Raw genomic sequence first — 16002 nt, 5'->3', positions numbered from 1 at the left:
AGTCTCCCGCCTCAGTGTTCCGGCGCGAGCAGTTCGCGCGCGATGATCAGGAGCTGCACTTCGCTGGCCCCCTCGTAGATGCGCAGCGCGCGGATTTCGCGGTACAGGCCTTCGACGACCTGCCCGCGCTGCACGCCCTGCCCGCCAAACAGTTGCACCGCGCCGTCGATCACGCGCTGCGCCGATTCGGTCGCGGCCAGCTTGGCCATCGCCGCTTCTTTCGTGACGCGCTTGCCGCTGTCGCGCAGCCACGCCGCGCGGTAGGTCAGCAATGCGGCGGCGTCGATTTCGAGCGCCATCTGCGCGAGCCGCGCCTGCGTCAGCTGGAAGTCGGCCAGCAGCTTGCCGAACATGGGCCGCGCCTGCGCATGCGCCAGTGCTTCGGCCAGTGCGCGCCGCGCGAAACCCAGTGCCGCTGCCGCCACCGACGTGCGAAACACATCGAGGGTGGCCATCGCGATCTTGAAGCCATCGCCCTCAAGGCCGACCAGACAGGCGGCCGGTACCCGGCAACCGGCAAAGCGCAGGCGCGCCAGCGGATGCGGCGCGATCACGTCGATGCGTTCGGCGACGTCGAGGCCCGGCGTGGCGGCATCGACGATGAAGGCCGAAATGCCGCGCGCGCTGCGTTCAACCGCTTCGCCCGTGCGCGCGAACACGATGTAGAAGTCGGCGATGCCGCCATTCGAGATCCAGGTTTTTTCGCCATCGAGCACCCAGGCGTCGCCGTCGCGGCGCGCCACGCATTGCAGCGCTGCGACGTCGGAACCGGCAGCGGGTTCTGACAGCGCAAAGGCGGCAATCGCGCTGCCGTCGGCCACGCGCGGCAGCCAGCTCTGGCGCTGTGCAGCGCTGCCAAACAGCGAGATCGCGCCGCTGCCCAGGCCCTGCATCGCGAACGCGAAATCGGCCAGGCCGGCATGGCGCGCCAGTGTTTCGCGGATCAGGCAAATGGCGCGGGTGTCGATGGCAGCGTGTGCGCCGCCGTGATCCACGCCGGCCACGGCGTGGCGCAGCCAGCCGCCCTGGCCCAGGCGCGCGACCAGTGCGCGGCAGACCGCATCGACATCGGCCCCGTGCGCGTCCGCCAGGTTCGCGCTCGCCCAGGCGTCGAGCTCACGCCCCAGCACGCCGTGGCGGGCATCAAAAAACGGCCAGTCCAGGTAGTCGTGTTCCATCAGTTGCCCTCGAACCGCGGCCGCTCTTTGGCTACGAACGCCTGATAGGCGCGCTGGAAATCCTGCGTCATCATGCAGATGGCCTGCGCCTGCGCCTCGGCCTCGATGGCTTCATCGACGCCCATATTCCATTCCTGCTGCAGCATTTTCTTCGTCATCCCATGCGCGAACGTCGGGCCGGCGGCCAGCTGCGCGGCAAACGACTGCGCCTCTGCGAGCACCTCGCCTGGTGCGCACAGGCGGTTATGAAAGCCCCAGCGTTCGCCCTCTTCCCCGTCCATCGAGCGGCCGGTGTACAGCAATTCGGCCGCGCGGCCCTGGCCGATCACGCGCGGCAGCAACGCGCAGGCGCCCATGTCGCAGCCGGCCAGACCAACGCGGGTAAACAGGAAGGCCGTGCGGCTGCGCGCCGTCGCATAGCGGATGTCGGCGGCCAGCGCCAGGATGGCACCGGCACCGGCGCACACGCCGTCCACCGCCGCGACGATCGGCTGCGGACAGGCGCGCATCGCTTTCACGAGGTCGCCCGTCATGCGCGTGAAGGCCAGCAGGCCCGGCATGTCCAGCTGCGTCAGCGGCCCGATGATCTCGTGCACGTCGCCGCCCGAACAGAAATTCTCGCCTGCGCCGGTGAGCACGACCGCCTTGACGTCATCGGCATATGCCAGCGCGCGAAACAGGTCGCGCAACTCGGCATAGGCGGCGAACGTGAGCGGATTCTTGCGCTCGGGCCGGTCGAGCGTCAGGGTTGCCACGCGGGTCGCCGGGTCAAGCGCGAAGCCAATGTGCTGCGCCGCGTAGCCGGTCAGGCCCGTTCGATTGCCCGCTAGATCATGCATGCAGTGCTCCTGAGGACGCATTGAAAAAATGGAAGAACCCGTCACGTGCCTGGCCGCTCACGCGCCAGGTTGCGTTCGAGTTGCTGCTTGCCGGGCAGGTACTGGCGCGGCCACGCGGCGCCAGTGTAGCCGATGCGCGCCGCCTCGTTCAGCGTCCAGGCGGGATTGGCCAGGTGCGGCCGGCCCACGGCGCACAGGTCGGCGCGGCCGGCGGCGATGATGCTGTTGACGTGGTCGGCCTCGCTGATGCCGCCGACGGCGATCGTCGCGATGCCGGCCTCGTTGCGGATGCGGTCCGAAAACGGCGTCTGGTACATGCGGCCGTAGACGGGCTGCTCGGCCTTGCTCACCTGCCCGGACGAACAGTCGATCATGTCGGCGCCGGCGGCGCGGAACAGGCGCGCGATGTCGACCGCATCGCCCGGCGTGATGCCGCCATCGACCCAGTCGTGGCTCGAGATGCGCACGCTGATCGGCAGGTGCGCCGGCCAGGCGGCACGCACCGAGGCAAACACGCGCAGCGGAAAGCGGCAGCGGTTTTCAAGACTGCCGCCATAGGCATCAAGGCGCTGGTTGGTCAGCGGCGAGATAAAGCCCGACAGCAAATAGCCGTGCGCGCAATGCAGTTCGAGCCAGTCGAATCCAGCCTGGCTTGCGGCGAGCGTGGCGCGCACGAAATCCGCTTCGATCTGCGCCATGTCAGCCTCGCTCGCCTGGCGCGCCACCTGCGACACGCCGGCCAGATACTGCTGGGGCGACGCCGCCACCAGTGGCCAGTTGCCCTGCGCGAGCGGCTGGTCGATCCCTTCCCACATCGGCCGGGTCGAGCCCTTGGCGCCGGCATGGCCCAGCTGGATGCCGATCTTCGCGTCGCTCGCCGCATGCACGAAGTCGACGATGCGGGCCCAGGCAAGCGTGTGTTCGGGCAGGTACAGCCCCGGGCAGCGCGGCGTGATGCGCGCATCGGCCGACACGCAGGTCATTTCGGCCATGACAAGGCCAGCGCCGCCCAGCGCGCGCGCGCCGAGATGGGCCAGGTGAAAGTCGCCGGGCACGCCATCGACGCACGCGTACTGCGCCATCGGCGAGACGACCACGCGGTTCTTGAGCAGCACGTCGCGCACCCGCAGCGGCGTAAACATCGGCGGCGTGGCCATCGTCGGCGCGGCCACGCCGGCCTGCCCTGCTGCCTGCGCCGCAAAACGTCGCTCGAAGCCTTCTATATAGGCGGGGTCGCGCAGGCGCAGGTTTTCATGCGACAGGCGCTGGCTGCGCGTGAGCAGCGAGTAGGCGAAGCCGTCGACCGGCATGGCGCCGTAGCGGGCCACGTTCTCGAACCAGTCCATCGAATTGCGCGCCGCGCTTTGCAGCTTGCTCACTTCGGTCATGCGCGCCGCCTGATAGCGCAGCAGCGCGGCATCGAGGTCGCCATCCGCTCCGGCAGGCAGCCCGGCGGCCAGTGCGATCGCGTCTTCCAGCGCCAGCTTGGTGCCCGAGCCGATCGAAAAATGCGCCGTGTGCGCGGCGTCGCCCAGCAGCACCAGCGGCACGCGGCGGCCAGCGACGTCGATCGCATGCACCCACTGGCGGCAGGTCAGACGCGCAAAGCGGTGCCACATGCCCGCGCCGCCACGCGTGGCCTGGGTCAGCAATGGCTCGCCGCCGAGTACGCGGGCGAACAGCCGCTCGCAGAACGCCAGCGTGGCCGCGGGGTCCAGGTCGGCCAGGCCGCTGGCGCGCCAGGTCGATTCCGGCGTCTCGATGATGAAGGTCGCATGCCCGTCATCATATGGATAGGCGTGGGCCTGGAACCAGCCATGCTCGGTCTGTTCGAAGGCAAACGTGAACGCGGCGAAGTGCCGCCGTGTGCCGAGCCACACGTAGCGGCACGTCTGCTCCTGCAAGTCTGGCTGGAACACGGCGGCATGGCGCGTGCGGATCGCGCTGTGCACGCCGTCGGCCGCCACCACCAGATCGGCGCCATGACGGCGTGCCAGCGCCACGGCGTCGGTTACCTCGGTATCGAACACGAGCGCGACGCCCGCTTCTTCGCAGCGCGCCTGCAGGATGCCGAGCAGGCGCTTGCGCGCAATGCCGCAAAAACCGTGGCCATGCGACCTGACGGTTGCGCCGTTGATCAGGACGTCGATCGCGTCCCAGCGATTGAACGCGGCTTCGATGGCGCGCGCGCTGGGCGCATCGGCCAGCGCCAGGTTGCCCAGCGTCTGGTCCGAAAACACGACGCCCCAGCCGAAGGTGTCGCCGGCCCGGTTGCGCTCGACGACCGTCACGTTGTGGCGCGGATCGCGCAGTTTCATGAGCAGGCCGGCGTACAGCCCGGCCGGCCCACCACCGACGCAGACGATGTTCATGGTCTCTCCTCTACTGGCATGGCGCCTATCTTACCTGCGGCCAGGCGGGCCATGTCAACGGCACGTCGCGCACGCGAGACTCATCCACTGTGGATAGGTCAATTTTTAGTACAATCAGGAAACTTCGCTGCCAATTCCCCGCCACAGGTTGCGGGTTTATCGATGAATCGTTCGCCAACCATGTTCCACATCGCACAGACAATCGCGCTACCCGTCGTCACCGGCACGCCGTACCCGGGGCTGCAGCGATGAACAAGTCACCTGGACGCTTTCGCCTGAACAGTCTGCGCAGCCGGTTGATGCTGCTGGTGCTGCTTGCCATCACGCCAATCGCGATCGTTACCGTGCTCGGCGGCCTGCGCGAGCGCGAAGCCGCGATCCGCGCTTCCGAGGACAACCTGAAACGCCTGACGGCGCTGGCCGCCGCCAACGAAGCGCAGTCGATCGACCGCGCGCGCCAGATCCTGGTCGACCTGGCCAGCGTGCCCGACCTGATGGGCGACACGGCCGGCTGCAATGCGCTGCTGGCCAATGTCCTCGATCGCAACGAACTGTACGTCAATTTTGGCCTCATCCAGCTCAATGGCGACGTCAGTTGCAGCGCGGTGCCGATGGTGCATCCGGTGAACCTGGGCGACCGCAGCCACTTCAAGCGCGCCGTCGCCGAACGCCGCTTCATCGCCGGCGACTATATTTTCGGGCGCGTGATCCGCCGCCACACGATCAACCTCACCTATCCCGTCACCAACCGCGACGGCAAGGTGGTCGCGGTGGTGTTCGCCGCAATGGACCTGGCGGGCCTGGATACCTTCGTCAACGACATCAGCCTGCCGGCCGGTTCGATCCTCGAGACGGCCGACGCCTCGGGCAAGCTGATTTCGCGCCGTCCCGATCCCGAGCGCTGGTTCGGCAAGCAGGTGCCTGCCACGCTGTTTGCAGCGATGCGCGGCCCGCACGACAATGCGCTCGTCATCCAGGGCGAGGATGGCGTCGAGCGCCTGCACGCATTCGCGCGCGTCGGCCCGCCGACGCTGTCCGACTATACGGTCACGATCGGTGTGCCGACCGAGACCATCACGCGCGTGGCGCGCGAGGCGCAGCTGATGTCGCTGCTCGGCCTGGGCCTGACCACCATCCTGGCCCTGCTGGCCGCCTGGCTGGCCGGCGACAAGCTGATTGTCCGGCGCGTGCGCAAGCTGATGACGGTGGCGCGCCGGATCGCCGCCGGTGAGCTCGACGCCCGCACCGGCATCGGGTCGAACAGCGAAGAAATTGGCCGCTTGGCCGCGGCCCTGGACGAGATGGCCGAGCACCTGCAACAGAAGGAAGCCCAGCGCAGCCAGGCCGAGCGCGAACTGCGCGCGGCGGACCAGCGCAAGGACGAATTCCTGGCGATGCTGGCCCACGAACTGCGCAATCCGCTGGCGCCGATCAGCACCGGCGCCCATCTGCTCAAGCTCCTGCATTCGGACAATGCGCAGATCACGCAGACCTGCGCCATCATCGCGCGCCAGGTCGAGCACATGACGAGCCTCGTCGACGACCTGCTGGACGTTTCGCGCGTGACGCGCGGACTGGTCACGCTGTCGACCCAGATCCTCGACCTGCGCAAGGTGGTCGACGACGCGGCCGAGCAGATCCGGCCCCTGATGCTGGCGCGGCGCCACAAGGTGGTGCTCGACATGCCGCCCGAACCGGCCAGCGTCAAGGGCGACCACAAGCGCCTGGTGCAGGTGGTGGCCAACCTGCTGGGCAATGCGACCAAGTACACGCCGGAAGGTGGCCACATCACCCTGCAACTGGCGCTGCAAGGCGATACCTGGGTCATCGACGTGACGGACGACGGCATCGGCATGGATGCGCGCCTCGTCGAGCGCGTGTTCGATCTGTTCACCCAGGCCGAGCGCACGCCGGACCGCTCGCAGGGTGGCCTGGGCCTGGGCCTGGCGCTGGCACGCAGCCTGGTCGAGCTGCATGGCGGCAGCGTCGGCGCGGTCAGTGCCGGCCCGGGAATGGGCAGCACGTTCACGGTGCGCCTGCCGCGCTTCGCACAAGAGAACCTGGCCAGTCCGGCCGCATCGCCGCTGCTGGCCGGCGTGGCCAGTGCCGCCGGGCCCCTGCGCATCCTCGTGGTGGACGACAATCTCGACGCCGCCCAGACGCTGAGCCTGTTCCTGCGCGCGAGCGGCCATACCGTTGAAGTGGTCTACAGCGCCCTGGATGCAATCGACGTCGCCACCGTGTTCGCCCCGCAGGTGTGCCTGCTCGACATCGGCCTGCCCGACATGGACGGCAACGAACTGGCACGGCGCCTGCGCGTGCTGCCAGGGATGGACAGCGCCACACTGATCGCTGCCACCGGTTACGGGCGTCAGCAGGACCGCGACCAGGCGCGTCAGGCGGGATTCGACCATTACCTGGTCAAGCCGCTCAACACGGTGCAACTGGGCGATATTCTGGCGCAGACGAGTGGTGACTGACGGCGATACCGCGACTGAACCGCTCTCGTGCGCCGTGCCGTTTCATTGGCACAACACTGGATCAGATAGTACGTGACAGGTGTCATTGTCACTACATAGAATTTGCATCAAGCAAAAAACTATGCTCCGGAGCAATTCCGTTCGGCGTGCCTAACAGGATGCTTCATGACAATTCCTCCGGATGACATCGCGCAGTGGCGCATCAAGGTATTCACCTCGATCCTGCCGATCGTCGTGGCACTGGGCTTTGTTGCAGCCGTGCCCAGCATTCCGCTCCTCATCAGCAAGGGCAAATGGCCCGTCATCGTCATGGACGTGGTGGCGCTGGCCTGGCTGCTGGCCATCTGGCGCTTCGACCGCGTCTCGCACAAGGCGCGCGTTCTCAATTTCATTGCGATGCTGTTCCTGATTTCCGTCGGCCTGCTGTTCGCAGTGGGCCCGGTCGGCCTCGTCTACCTGACGGCGCTGCCGGCGATGGCCGTCATCCTGCTCGGCATGCGCCAGGCCCTCGTCATCCTGGCCCTGGGCGCCGCCTGCGTGCTGCTCCTGGGCGTGAACGGCCAGGTCCACCTGTACGTCCCGGGCCTGGAACAGAACGGCCTGGCATCAGCGATCGTCGTCGTCATCAACTTCTGCTGCGTCGGCGCGCTGATCACGATCACCAGCGGCACCCTGCTCAAGGGCCTGGCCCGATCGCTCCTCGAAGCGCGCACTGCCGCCGCCGGACTGGAAGCGGGCCAGCTGCGCCTGCACGCAGTGAACGACGAACTGCGCCTGACGGCGGCGGCCGTCGCGCGCCTGAACGACATGGTCATGATCGCGCGCATGGTCGACGCGCCCGGCGCCGAGCAGCCGATCATCTTTGCCAACGACGCGCTGCTGCGCCACACCGGTTACGCGCGCGAAGAAGTCATCGGACGCAGCGTGCGCATGCTCGAAGGTCCCGACACCGACCAGGACACCGTCCGGCGCGTGATCACGGCCGTGATGCACAAGGAAGCCGCCAGCGCCGAGATGGTCCTGTACACGAAGCACGGCACGCCGTACTGGGTGGAGGCCGAGATGGTGCCATTCTCCGGCGACAGCGGCGCGATCACGCACTGGGTCATCGTCAGCCGCGACGTCACCGAACGGCGCAACGCGGCCGATGCGATCCATCGCCTGGCCTTCTACGACGTGCTGACCGGCCTGCCGAACCGGCGCCTGCTGATGGAGCGGCTCGACGTGGCGGTGGCCGGCGCGCGCACCGGCGCATCGACGGCGGCGGTCCTGTACGTCGATATCGACAACTTCAAGACCGTCAACGACGCCCGCGGCCATGCCATCGGCGACCAGTTGCTCAAGAACGTGGCCGATCGCCTGGTGGCCATGACCGGCGACGCAGGCTGCGTGGCACGCCTGGGCGGGGATGAATTCGTCGTCCTGCTCGACGCGCTCGGGCAACATGCGGACCGGGCCACCGACCGCGCGCTGGCCGTCGCCGAGCGTATCCGGGCTGCGCTGGCCGACAAGATCGTCATCGACACCCAGCGCTACTACGCCACCAGCAGCATCGGCGTGGCGCTGACCGCGTTCGGTCACGCGTCGCAGCAGACCGTGCATGACCTGCTGCGCGAAGCCGACACCGCGATGTACCACGCGAAGTCGCGCGGACGCAATGGCGTGGCGCTGTTCGAACCGGGCATGCTGTCCGACGCCGAAGGCCGCCTGACGCTCGAGCGCGATCTGGGCCAGGCGCTCGACAACGGCGAGCTGTCGCTGCACCTGCAACTGCAGGTCGACGGTGCCCGCATGCCGAGCGGCGCCGAGCTCCTGATGCGCTGGCGCCGCAAGGATGGCAGCAGCGTGCCGCCCGACGTGTTCATTCCGGTGGCCGAATCGAGTGGCCTGATCGTGGCACTGGGCGACTGGGTGCTGCGCGAAGCCTGCCTCGCCTGGCATGTGCTGGACCGCGCCGGCCACCGCTTCCCGCTGTCGGTCAATGTCAGCCCGATGCAGTTCCGCCAGCACGACTTCGTCACGCGGGTCGAAGCGATCCTGTACGAGACGGGCGTGCCGCCCGGCCAGCTGATCTTCGAGATCACCGAAGGCTTGCTGGTCGACCGGCTCGACCAGACCATCGAGCGGATGCACGCACTGGCCGCACTCGGCATCCGCATCTCGATCGACGACTTCGGCACCGGCTATTCGAGCCTGTCGTACCTGACCCGGATGCCGCTGTACGAACTGAAGATCGACAAGAGCTTCATCCGCGACACGCCGCACGACAAGAACGGCACCGCCATCGTGCAGTCGATCCTGGCGATGGCCGGCCACCTGGGCCTGCGCGTCGTGGCCGAAGGCGTCGAGACGTCGGCCCAGGCCGAGTACCTGGCCGCGCACGGCAACGCCTGCATGCAGGGCTATCTGTTCCACCGGCCGATGCCGCTCGAGGCGCTGCTGGCCGAACTGCAGGCTGCGCCGCGGGCCAGTTTGTCGGCCGCCTGATCAACGGCGTCGCCACGGGCGGCGCTGATCCCTTATCATCCTGTCTTGAACAGGGAGATGTTGATGGATGAAGTGGGAATCGTGCTGGCCATGCTGCTGGCGGTGGTGGCCAGCGGCTACCTGGTGCGCATGCTGCCGTTCGCGGTGCCGCTGCCACTGATGCAGATCGCGCTCGGCGCAGCCATTGCCGGCAGCACCGGCCACGGCGTGCGGCTCGAGCCGCATATCTTCTTCCTCGTGTTCCTGCCGCCGCTGCTGTTTCTCGATGGCTGGCGCATCCCCAAGATCGGGCTGTTCCGCGACCGCTCCACCATCCTCGAACTGGCCCTGGGCCTGGTGCTGTTCACGGTACTGGGCGCGGGCTTCCTGATCCACTGGCTGATCCCGTCGCTGCCGCTGGCCGTGTGCTTTGCGCTCGCCGCCATCCTGGCCCCCACCGATCCGGTCGCCGTGTCGTCGATCGCCGCGCGCGTGCCGATCCCGCCGCGCCTGATGCACATCCTCGAGGGCGAATCGCTTCTGAACGACGCCAGTGGCCTGGTGTGCTTCCGCTTCGCCGTGGCCGCCGCCCTGACCGGCACCTTCTCGCTGGGCGAAGCCACGCTCACCTTCCTGTGGGTGGCGCTGGCGGGCGTGGCCATCGGCGCGGGCATCACGGTGGGCGTGAGCTGGGCCCAGCGCCAGCTGGCCGCGCGCATCGGCGAAGAAAGCGGCTCGCCGATCCTGATCAACCTGCTGCTGCCGTTCGGCGCCTACCTGGCGGCCGAGCACCTGGCCGCCTCGGGCATCCTGGCGGCAGTGGCGGCCGGCGTGACGATGAGCTATGTCGAATTGAGCGGCCGCGCCGCGGCCACGACGCGCGTGCGGCGCGCGGTGGTCTGGGACACGGTGCAGTTCGCGCTCAACGGCATCATGTTCGTGCTGCTGGGCGAACAGCTGCCGGACATCCTGAATGCGGCGCTGGTCTCGCCCGAACTGCCACGCGCAAACGATGTGTGGTGGCTGGCCACCAACGCGCTTGCCATCAGCTTCGGCCTGATCCTGCTGCGCTTCGTCTGGGTCTGGGTCTCGCTGCGCCTGACGCTGCTGAACGCCCGGCGCCAGAAGCTGCCGGAATACCGCCCGAATCCGCGCCTGATCCTGGCCACGTCGCTGGCTGGCGTGCGCGGCGCAATCACGCTGGCCGGCGTGCTCACGCTGCCGCTGGCGATGCCGGGCGGCGCGCCCTTCCCGGGGCGCGACCTGGTGATCTTCCTGGCCAGCGCCGTGATTGTCGTCTCGCTCGTGCTGGCCAGTGTCGGCCTGCCGCGCGTGCTGCGCGGCCTCGAACTGCCGCACGATTCGGCGCATGAAAGCGAAGAGGCGCGTGCGCGTCACGCCGCCGCGCTGGCCGCACTGGAAGCCATCGCCAACGCGCCACCGCCACCGCCCACCTCGGGCTGCGACGCGCAAGGCGCGGTGGAGATGCATGCGAGCGCGGTCGACCAGGTGCGCAGCCTGTACCAGTACCGGCTCGATGGCGGCAACGGCAACGATGTCGATCCGGCGCACGCCCGCGCCGCTGAAAGCGCCGAGCGCCATTACCGCCTGGCCGCGCTGGAGCATGAACGCGCCGTCCTGCTGCGCATGGCGCGCAACAATACCTTGTCCGACGAAGTGGCGCGCAAGCTGCTGCGCGAGATCGATCTGGTCGAGGCGCGCTATCGCTGAACCGGATGCGGGCGCGGCTGTCCCGCACTCCGTTATCTTGCGAACAGTGCGGGCCTTGGCCCGGGCGTAGGATCGGTGCGATATCCACCATTCGCGAAACAGCCATGCCAAGCCAGACAATCGACGCACCCGACGCACCCGACACCAAAGATTCCACCAGCGCCGCACGCGCGGCCGGCCTGCGCTACGTGCACGATGGCCGCGCCGGCGTCAGGCGCGAAGCCGTCAAGGACGGCTTTCGCTACCTTGATTCACACGGCGATCCGGTAAAGGACGAGACGACGCTCGCGCGCATCAAGAGCCTGGTGATTCCGCCGGCCTGGCAGGATGTCTGGATCTGCGCGCAGGCCAACGGCCACCTGCAGGCGACGGGGCGCGATGCGCGCGGGCGCAAGCAATACCGCTACCATCCAAAGTGGCGCACGGCGCGCGATGAAGTGAAGTACGAACGCATGCTCAAGTTTGGCGATGCGCTGCCGGCGATAAGGCACGAAGTCGACCGCGCCCTCAAGCTCCCCGGCCTGCCGCGCGAGAAGGTCCTGGCCACGATCGTCTACCTGCTCGAAGCGACGATGATGCGGGTCGGGAACGAGGAATATGCACGAACCAACAAATCGTTCGGCCTGACGACGCTGCGCAACCGCCACGTGAAAGTCGATGGCAGCGACGTGGAATTCAGCTTCCGTGGCAAGAGCGGCGTGTACCACAAGGTCAAGGTGCACGACCGGCGCCTGGCCGGCATCGTAAAACGCACGCGTGATCTGCCGGGCCAGGAACTGTTCCAGTACGTCGACGAGGATGGCGAGACGCACAGCGTCGACTCCAGCGACGTCAACGACTACCTGCGCGCGATCACCGGCGAAGAGTACACGGCCAAGGATTTCCGCACCTGGTCGGGCACTGTACTGGCCGCACTGGCCCTGCAGGAATTCGAGAAGTTCGATTCCGAGACGCAGGCGAAGAAGAACATCGTGCGTGCCATCGAGTCGGTGGCCGAAAAGCTCGGCAACACGCCGACGATCTGCCGCAAGTGCTATGTGCACCCGGCCGTGCTGGACGCCTACCTCGAAGGCGCGCCGCTGGACGTGATGCGCGAGCAGACCGAAAAGAAACTGGCCGAAGACCTGCACGCGCTGCAGCCCGAAGAAGCGGCCGTGCTGGCAATGCTGCAGCAGCGGCTCAGGCATGAAGAAGAAAAGCCGCGCGCGGCGCCGCGCAGGAAAGCGGCGGCCAAAGCGCCAGCTACTACGGCAAAGAAAACGGCAAAGAAAACGGCGGCCAAGCGCGCCACGCCGAAATCCCGGCGTGGCGCGCCGGTCGCAGCGTAGCGCGGCCCGATCTGCCCCCGCCTACAGCGGGTGGTTGAACACCTGACGCAGGTAGGCGATGTAGGTCACGTCGGTGCACTGCGACTTGCCCGGCTCGTCCGACAGCTTGGCCACCGGCTGGCCGTTGCAGCGCACGAGCTTCATGACGATATTGATCGACGGGAAAGGCGTGTCGTTGGTCAGCTTGGTGCCGATGCCGAAGCCCGTCATCACGCGATCGGCGAAATGGCGGTACAGGCTCAGGGCCTTGGGGATGGTCAGCGCGTCCGAGAACACGAGGCGCTTGGTACGCGCATTGATGCGCAGGCGCGCGTAATGCGCCAGCGCTTTTTCGCCCCACACGACCGGGTCGCCCGAGTCGTGGCGCAAGCCGTCGAACAGCTTGGCGAAGTACAGGTCGAAGTCGGCCAGGAACGCGTCCATGCCGACGACATCGGTCAGCGCCGTACCCAGGTCACCCCGGTATTCCTGCACCCAGTTCTCGAGCGCGGCGCTCTGGAAGTCGACCAGGCGCGTGCCGAAGGCCTGGTGCGCCTGCAGGTATTCGTGCGCCATCGTGCCGATCGGGACCAGGTTGAAGCGGTAGGCCAGGTAGACGTTCGAGGTGCCCTTGAAATACACCGGCAGCTCGCGCGCAAGCGTCTGCACCACCTCGTCGTGCCACTCGCCCGAGAAGCGGCGGCGCACGCCGAAGTCGAAGAACTCGAACGGGTTGGCACGCGGGGCTTCTTCGCCGAACGCGCGCAGCTCGTCGATCTTCTGGCGCAGGCGCAGGCGTGCTTCGGCCATGGCCTCGGCCTGGTCGAAGCGGCGGAAATACAGCTCGTTGACGATGTAGAGGACGAAAATCTCATAGCCCATCACGTGCACCAGCGGGCCGCTGGCGCGGATGCGCAGGTGCGGGCCGTCGGTCGTGACCTCGATGAACTTGCGCTGGAAGCGAAACAGCGTGAGGAAGTCGGCGAAATCACCCTTGATGAAGCGCAGGCCGCGCAGATAGGCGACTTCGTGTTCGGTAAACATCATCGAGCACAGGTGATCGAGCTCGCGTTCGATGTCGTCTTTGAGTTCGGCCAGCGGGTAAGCAGGCTCGTTACGGCAGCGGAATTCGTACTCGCCGGTGGCACCCGGATGGCTGTGCAGCAAGGCCTGCCACATCGTGAATTTGTACAGGTCGGTTTCAAGCAGGCTGCGAACTACTGGTTTCATCGTTGCTCCAGGTCGATGATGGGGCGGGCCGGCCTGACCAGGCCAGCCGGGGCTTGGTTCATTTGCCGGCGGCTGGCGTGCGGGTGCGGCGCTTCGGCGCTTCGGCGCAAGCATCGTGCCTGTGCAGCCGGGCGTACCGCAGCGGCAGGCAAATACTTTCTTGAGCTTGGGCGTATGGCGCTCTTCGTAGATCAGGGCGTAATTGTAGTTCAGCTCTTCACCGGCGTCGATGTCGTGCAGCGCGTGGATATAGACCCTGCCTTCGTCCTCGTACGCTTCGCAGTTGGGCGAGCACGCGTGGTTGATCCAGCGCGCCTCGTTGCCGCGCCGGCCACCATCGATCACGCGACCATCGGCCAGGCTGAAATAGAAGGTGTGGTTGACCGGGCCGCCGGCTTTTTCGGCGCGCTCGGTCGCGAGGTCCCAGCTGATGCGCTCACCGCGGTACTCGATGATGCGCTCGCCCGCCGCGATGGGCTTTCTGGCGAAGACGCCGTTGCCGTGGATCGGCGACTGGCGCACTTCGTACGACGGGCCGGTGTCGGTTGCGGCGGCATTGGGATCGATATCGGTCGGCGTGGACGGGGTTCGCTTGGTGGTCATCAAGGTGGCGCTTGGGCGAGAAAAAAGAGAGCATCCATTATGGCCTCATTCGCCCGAAACGCCACGCACTTGCCGCTACACGGGGAAATCTTCCTCGCGGTATTCGGGCGTGTCGCCCGCCCCGCCCGTCCGCCCTGCTTCCTCGCGCCGCAACTCGACCCGCCGGATCTTGCCCGAGATGGTCTTGGGCAGCTCGCGGAACGTGATGCGCCGGATCCGCTGGTACGGCGCCAGCCGCGCGCGGCTGAACGCGAACAGCGCGGCGGCCATCTCGCGGCTCGGTGCAACGCCGGCGCGCAGCGTGACGAAGGCTTTCGGTACTGACAGCCGCAGCGGGTCGGGACTGGGCACGATCGCCGCTTCGAGCACGCTTTCGTGTTCGATCAGCACGCTCTCGAGTTCGAAGGGGCTGATGCGGTAATCGGCCGACTTGAACACGTCGTCGTTGCGGCCCACATAGAAATAGTAGCCATCGCTGTCGATCGCCGCCGTGTCGCCCGTGTGGTAGTGACCGGCGCGCATGACGTCGCGCGTCTTGTCGGCATCGCCTTCGTAGCCCGCCATCAGGCCAACCGGATTGGCTGCCAGCGCCACCGCGATCTCGCCTTCGGTGGCCGGTACGTCATCGATGTCGAGCAGCGCGATGCGATAGCCCGGCAGCGCGCGGCCCATCGAGCCGGGCTTGAGCGGCTGGCCTGGAGAATTGCCGATCTGGCAGGTGGTCTCGGACTGCCCGAAACCGTCGCGGATACGGATGCCCCAGGCGCGCTCGACCTGCTCAATGACTTCGGGGTTGAGCGGCTCGCCCGCCCCCACCAGTTCGCGCAGGGCCGGCTTGCAGGCCGCCAGGTCTTCCTTGATCAGCATGCGCCAGACGGTCGGCGGCGCGCACAGCGACGTCACGCCGCAGCGCTCGATTACGTTCAGCACAGCGGCGCCGGCAAAGCGTTCGTAGTTGTAGACGAACACGGTGGCGCCGGCGTTCCAGGGCGCGAAGAAGCAGCTCCAGGCATGCTTGGCCCAGCCGGGCGAGCTGATGTTCCAGTGGATGTCGCCCGCCTGCAGGCCGATCCAGTACATCGTCGACAGGTGGCCGACGGGATAGCTCTGGTGCGTGTGCAGCACGAGTTTCGGCCGCGCCGTGGTACCGGACGTGAAGTACAGCAGCAGCGGATCGGTGGCCAGCGTCTCGCCCTCGGGCACGAACACGCTCACGACGGCGTGGCTGGCGACGTAGTCATGCCACCCTTCGTGCGCGCCGCCCACCGCGATGCGGGTAAAGCTGCCCGGCAGCGCAGCGAACTTGTGCGCCTCGGACGCCTGCGCGATCACGTGCCTGACGCCGCCGCGCGCGATGCGGTCGGCCAGGTCGTCGCCGGCGAGCAGCATCGTCGTGGGCACCAGCACGGCGCCCAGCTTGATCCCGGCCAGCATGACTTCCCACAGCTCGACCCGGTTGGGCAGCATCAGCAGCACCCGGTCACCGCGCCGCACGCCGCAGTTACGCAGGTATTCGGCGACCTGGCTCGAGCGGGCGGCCATGTCGGCGAACGTGATCTTGCGCTCGGTGCCGTCTTCGTCGACGACCCACAGCGCAATGCCGTGGTTGTCCCTGGCCTGGTGATCGAAAAAGTCGAGCGCCCAGTTGAAGGTAGTCAGTTGTGGGGGCTGGTAGTGGCGGACCGCGGTGTCGTAGTCGAGCCGGTGCTGCTGAAGGAAGTCGCGCGCCTGCACGAAGCGCTGGGTGGGCGTCATGGTTGTCTCCTGATCAGGTTGCAGGGGGCAGGCTGCGCCAG

The 16002-nt window shown here is 67.4% G+C and carries 9 protein-coding genes and 1 pseudogene; 4 read left to right on the top strand and 6 right to left on the bottom strand.

The window, feature by feature from the left end:
- Positions 1–11: 11 nt before the first annotated feature.
- The 3 genes from AC56LN_RS07305 to AC56LN_RS07295 are packed head-to-tail and all read right to left on the bottom strand — an operon-like array spanning position 12 to position 4389.
- Positions 12–1181 (bottom strand): acyl-CoA dehydrogenase family protein, encoded by a 1170-nt coding sequence (locus tag AC56LN_RS07305; protein ID WP_499570790.1) that lies wholly within the window; start codon positions 1179–1181, stop codon positions 12–14.
- On the bottom strand, positions 1178–2017 hold the full coding sequence (locus tag AC56LN_RS07300) for an enoyl-CoA hydratase family protein (protein WP_499570671.1): 840 nt from the start codon (positions 2015–2017) through the stop codon (positions 1178–1180). Before AC56LN_RS07300 ends, AC56LN_RS07305 begins: the two co-directional genes overlap by 4 nt.
- Positions 2018–2058: 41 nt before the next feature.
- Positions 2059–4389, bottom strand: a complete 2331-nt coding sequence (locus tag AC56LN_RS07295) for a bifunctional salicylyl-CoA 5-hydroxylase/oxidoreductase (protein WP_499570670.1) — start codon at positions 4387–4389, stop codon at positions 2059–2061.
- Between the two features lie 248 nt (positions 4390–4637).
- Here AC56LN_RS07295 and AC56LN_RS07290 point away from each other — a divergent pair, with 248 nt between their 5' ends.
- From AC56LN_RS07290 to AC56LN_RS07275, 4 genes are all read left to right on the top strand, one after another.
- Positions 4638–6869 (top strand): hybrid sensor histidine kinase/response regulator, encoded by a 2232-nt coding sequence (locus AC56LN_RS07290; RefSeq protein WP_499570669.1) that lies wholly within the window; start codon positions 4638–4640, stop codon positions 6867–6869.
- Between the two features lie 165 nt (positions 6870–7034).
- Positions 7035–9356, top strand: coding sequence for a putative bifunctional diguanylate cyclase/phosphodiesterase (locus tag AC56LN_RS07285; RefSeq protein ID WP_499570668.1), 2322 nt, complete (start codon positions 7035–7037; stop codon positions 9354–9356).
- Between the two features lie 63 nt (positions 9357–9419).
- Positions 9420–11066, top strand: coding sequence for a Na+/H+ antiporter (locus AC56LN_RS07280; protein ID WP_499570667.1), 1647 nt, complete (start codon positions 9420–9422; stop codon positions 11064–11066).
- Between the two features lie 104 nt (positions 11067–11170).
- On the top strand, positions 11171–12394 hold the full coding sequence (locus AC56LN_RS07275) for a DNA topoisomerase IB (RefSeq protein ID WP_499570666.1): 1224 nt from the start codon (positions 11171–11173) through the stop codon (positions 12392–12394).
- Positions 12395–12415: 21 nt separating this feature from the next.
- On the opposite strand, the gene pncB is transcribed toward AC56LN_RS07275, so the two are convergent.
- The 3 genes and pseudogenes from pncB to AC56LN_RS07260 form a co-directional block, all read right to left on the bottom strand.
- Positions 12416–13603 carry a nicotinate phosphoribosyltransferase gene (pncB, locus tag AC56LN_RS07270; RefSeq protein ID WP_499570789.1) on the bottom strand — a complete coding sequence of 396 codons (1188 nt, stop codon included), beginning with the start codon at positions 13601–13603 and terminating at the stop codon, positions 12416–12418.
- A 210-nt stretch (positions 13604–13813) separates the two neighbouring features.
- A pseudogene (locus tag AC56LN_RS07265) lies at positions 13814–14206 on the bottom strand (SET domain-containing protein); the annotation flags it as partial.
- Positions 14207–14281: 75 nt separating this feature from the next.
- Positions 14282–15961, bottom strand: a complete 1680-nt coding sequence (locus AC56LN_RS07260; protein ID WP_499570665.1) for an AMP-binding protein — start codon at positions 15959–15961, stop codon at positions 14282–14284.
- Between the last annotated feature and the right edge of the window lie 41 nt (positions 15962–16002).

This window comes from Telluria sp. ZT3P26, assembly GCF_059686035.1.
This window is presented reverse-complemented; position numbering and strand designations above follow the sequence as displayed.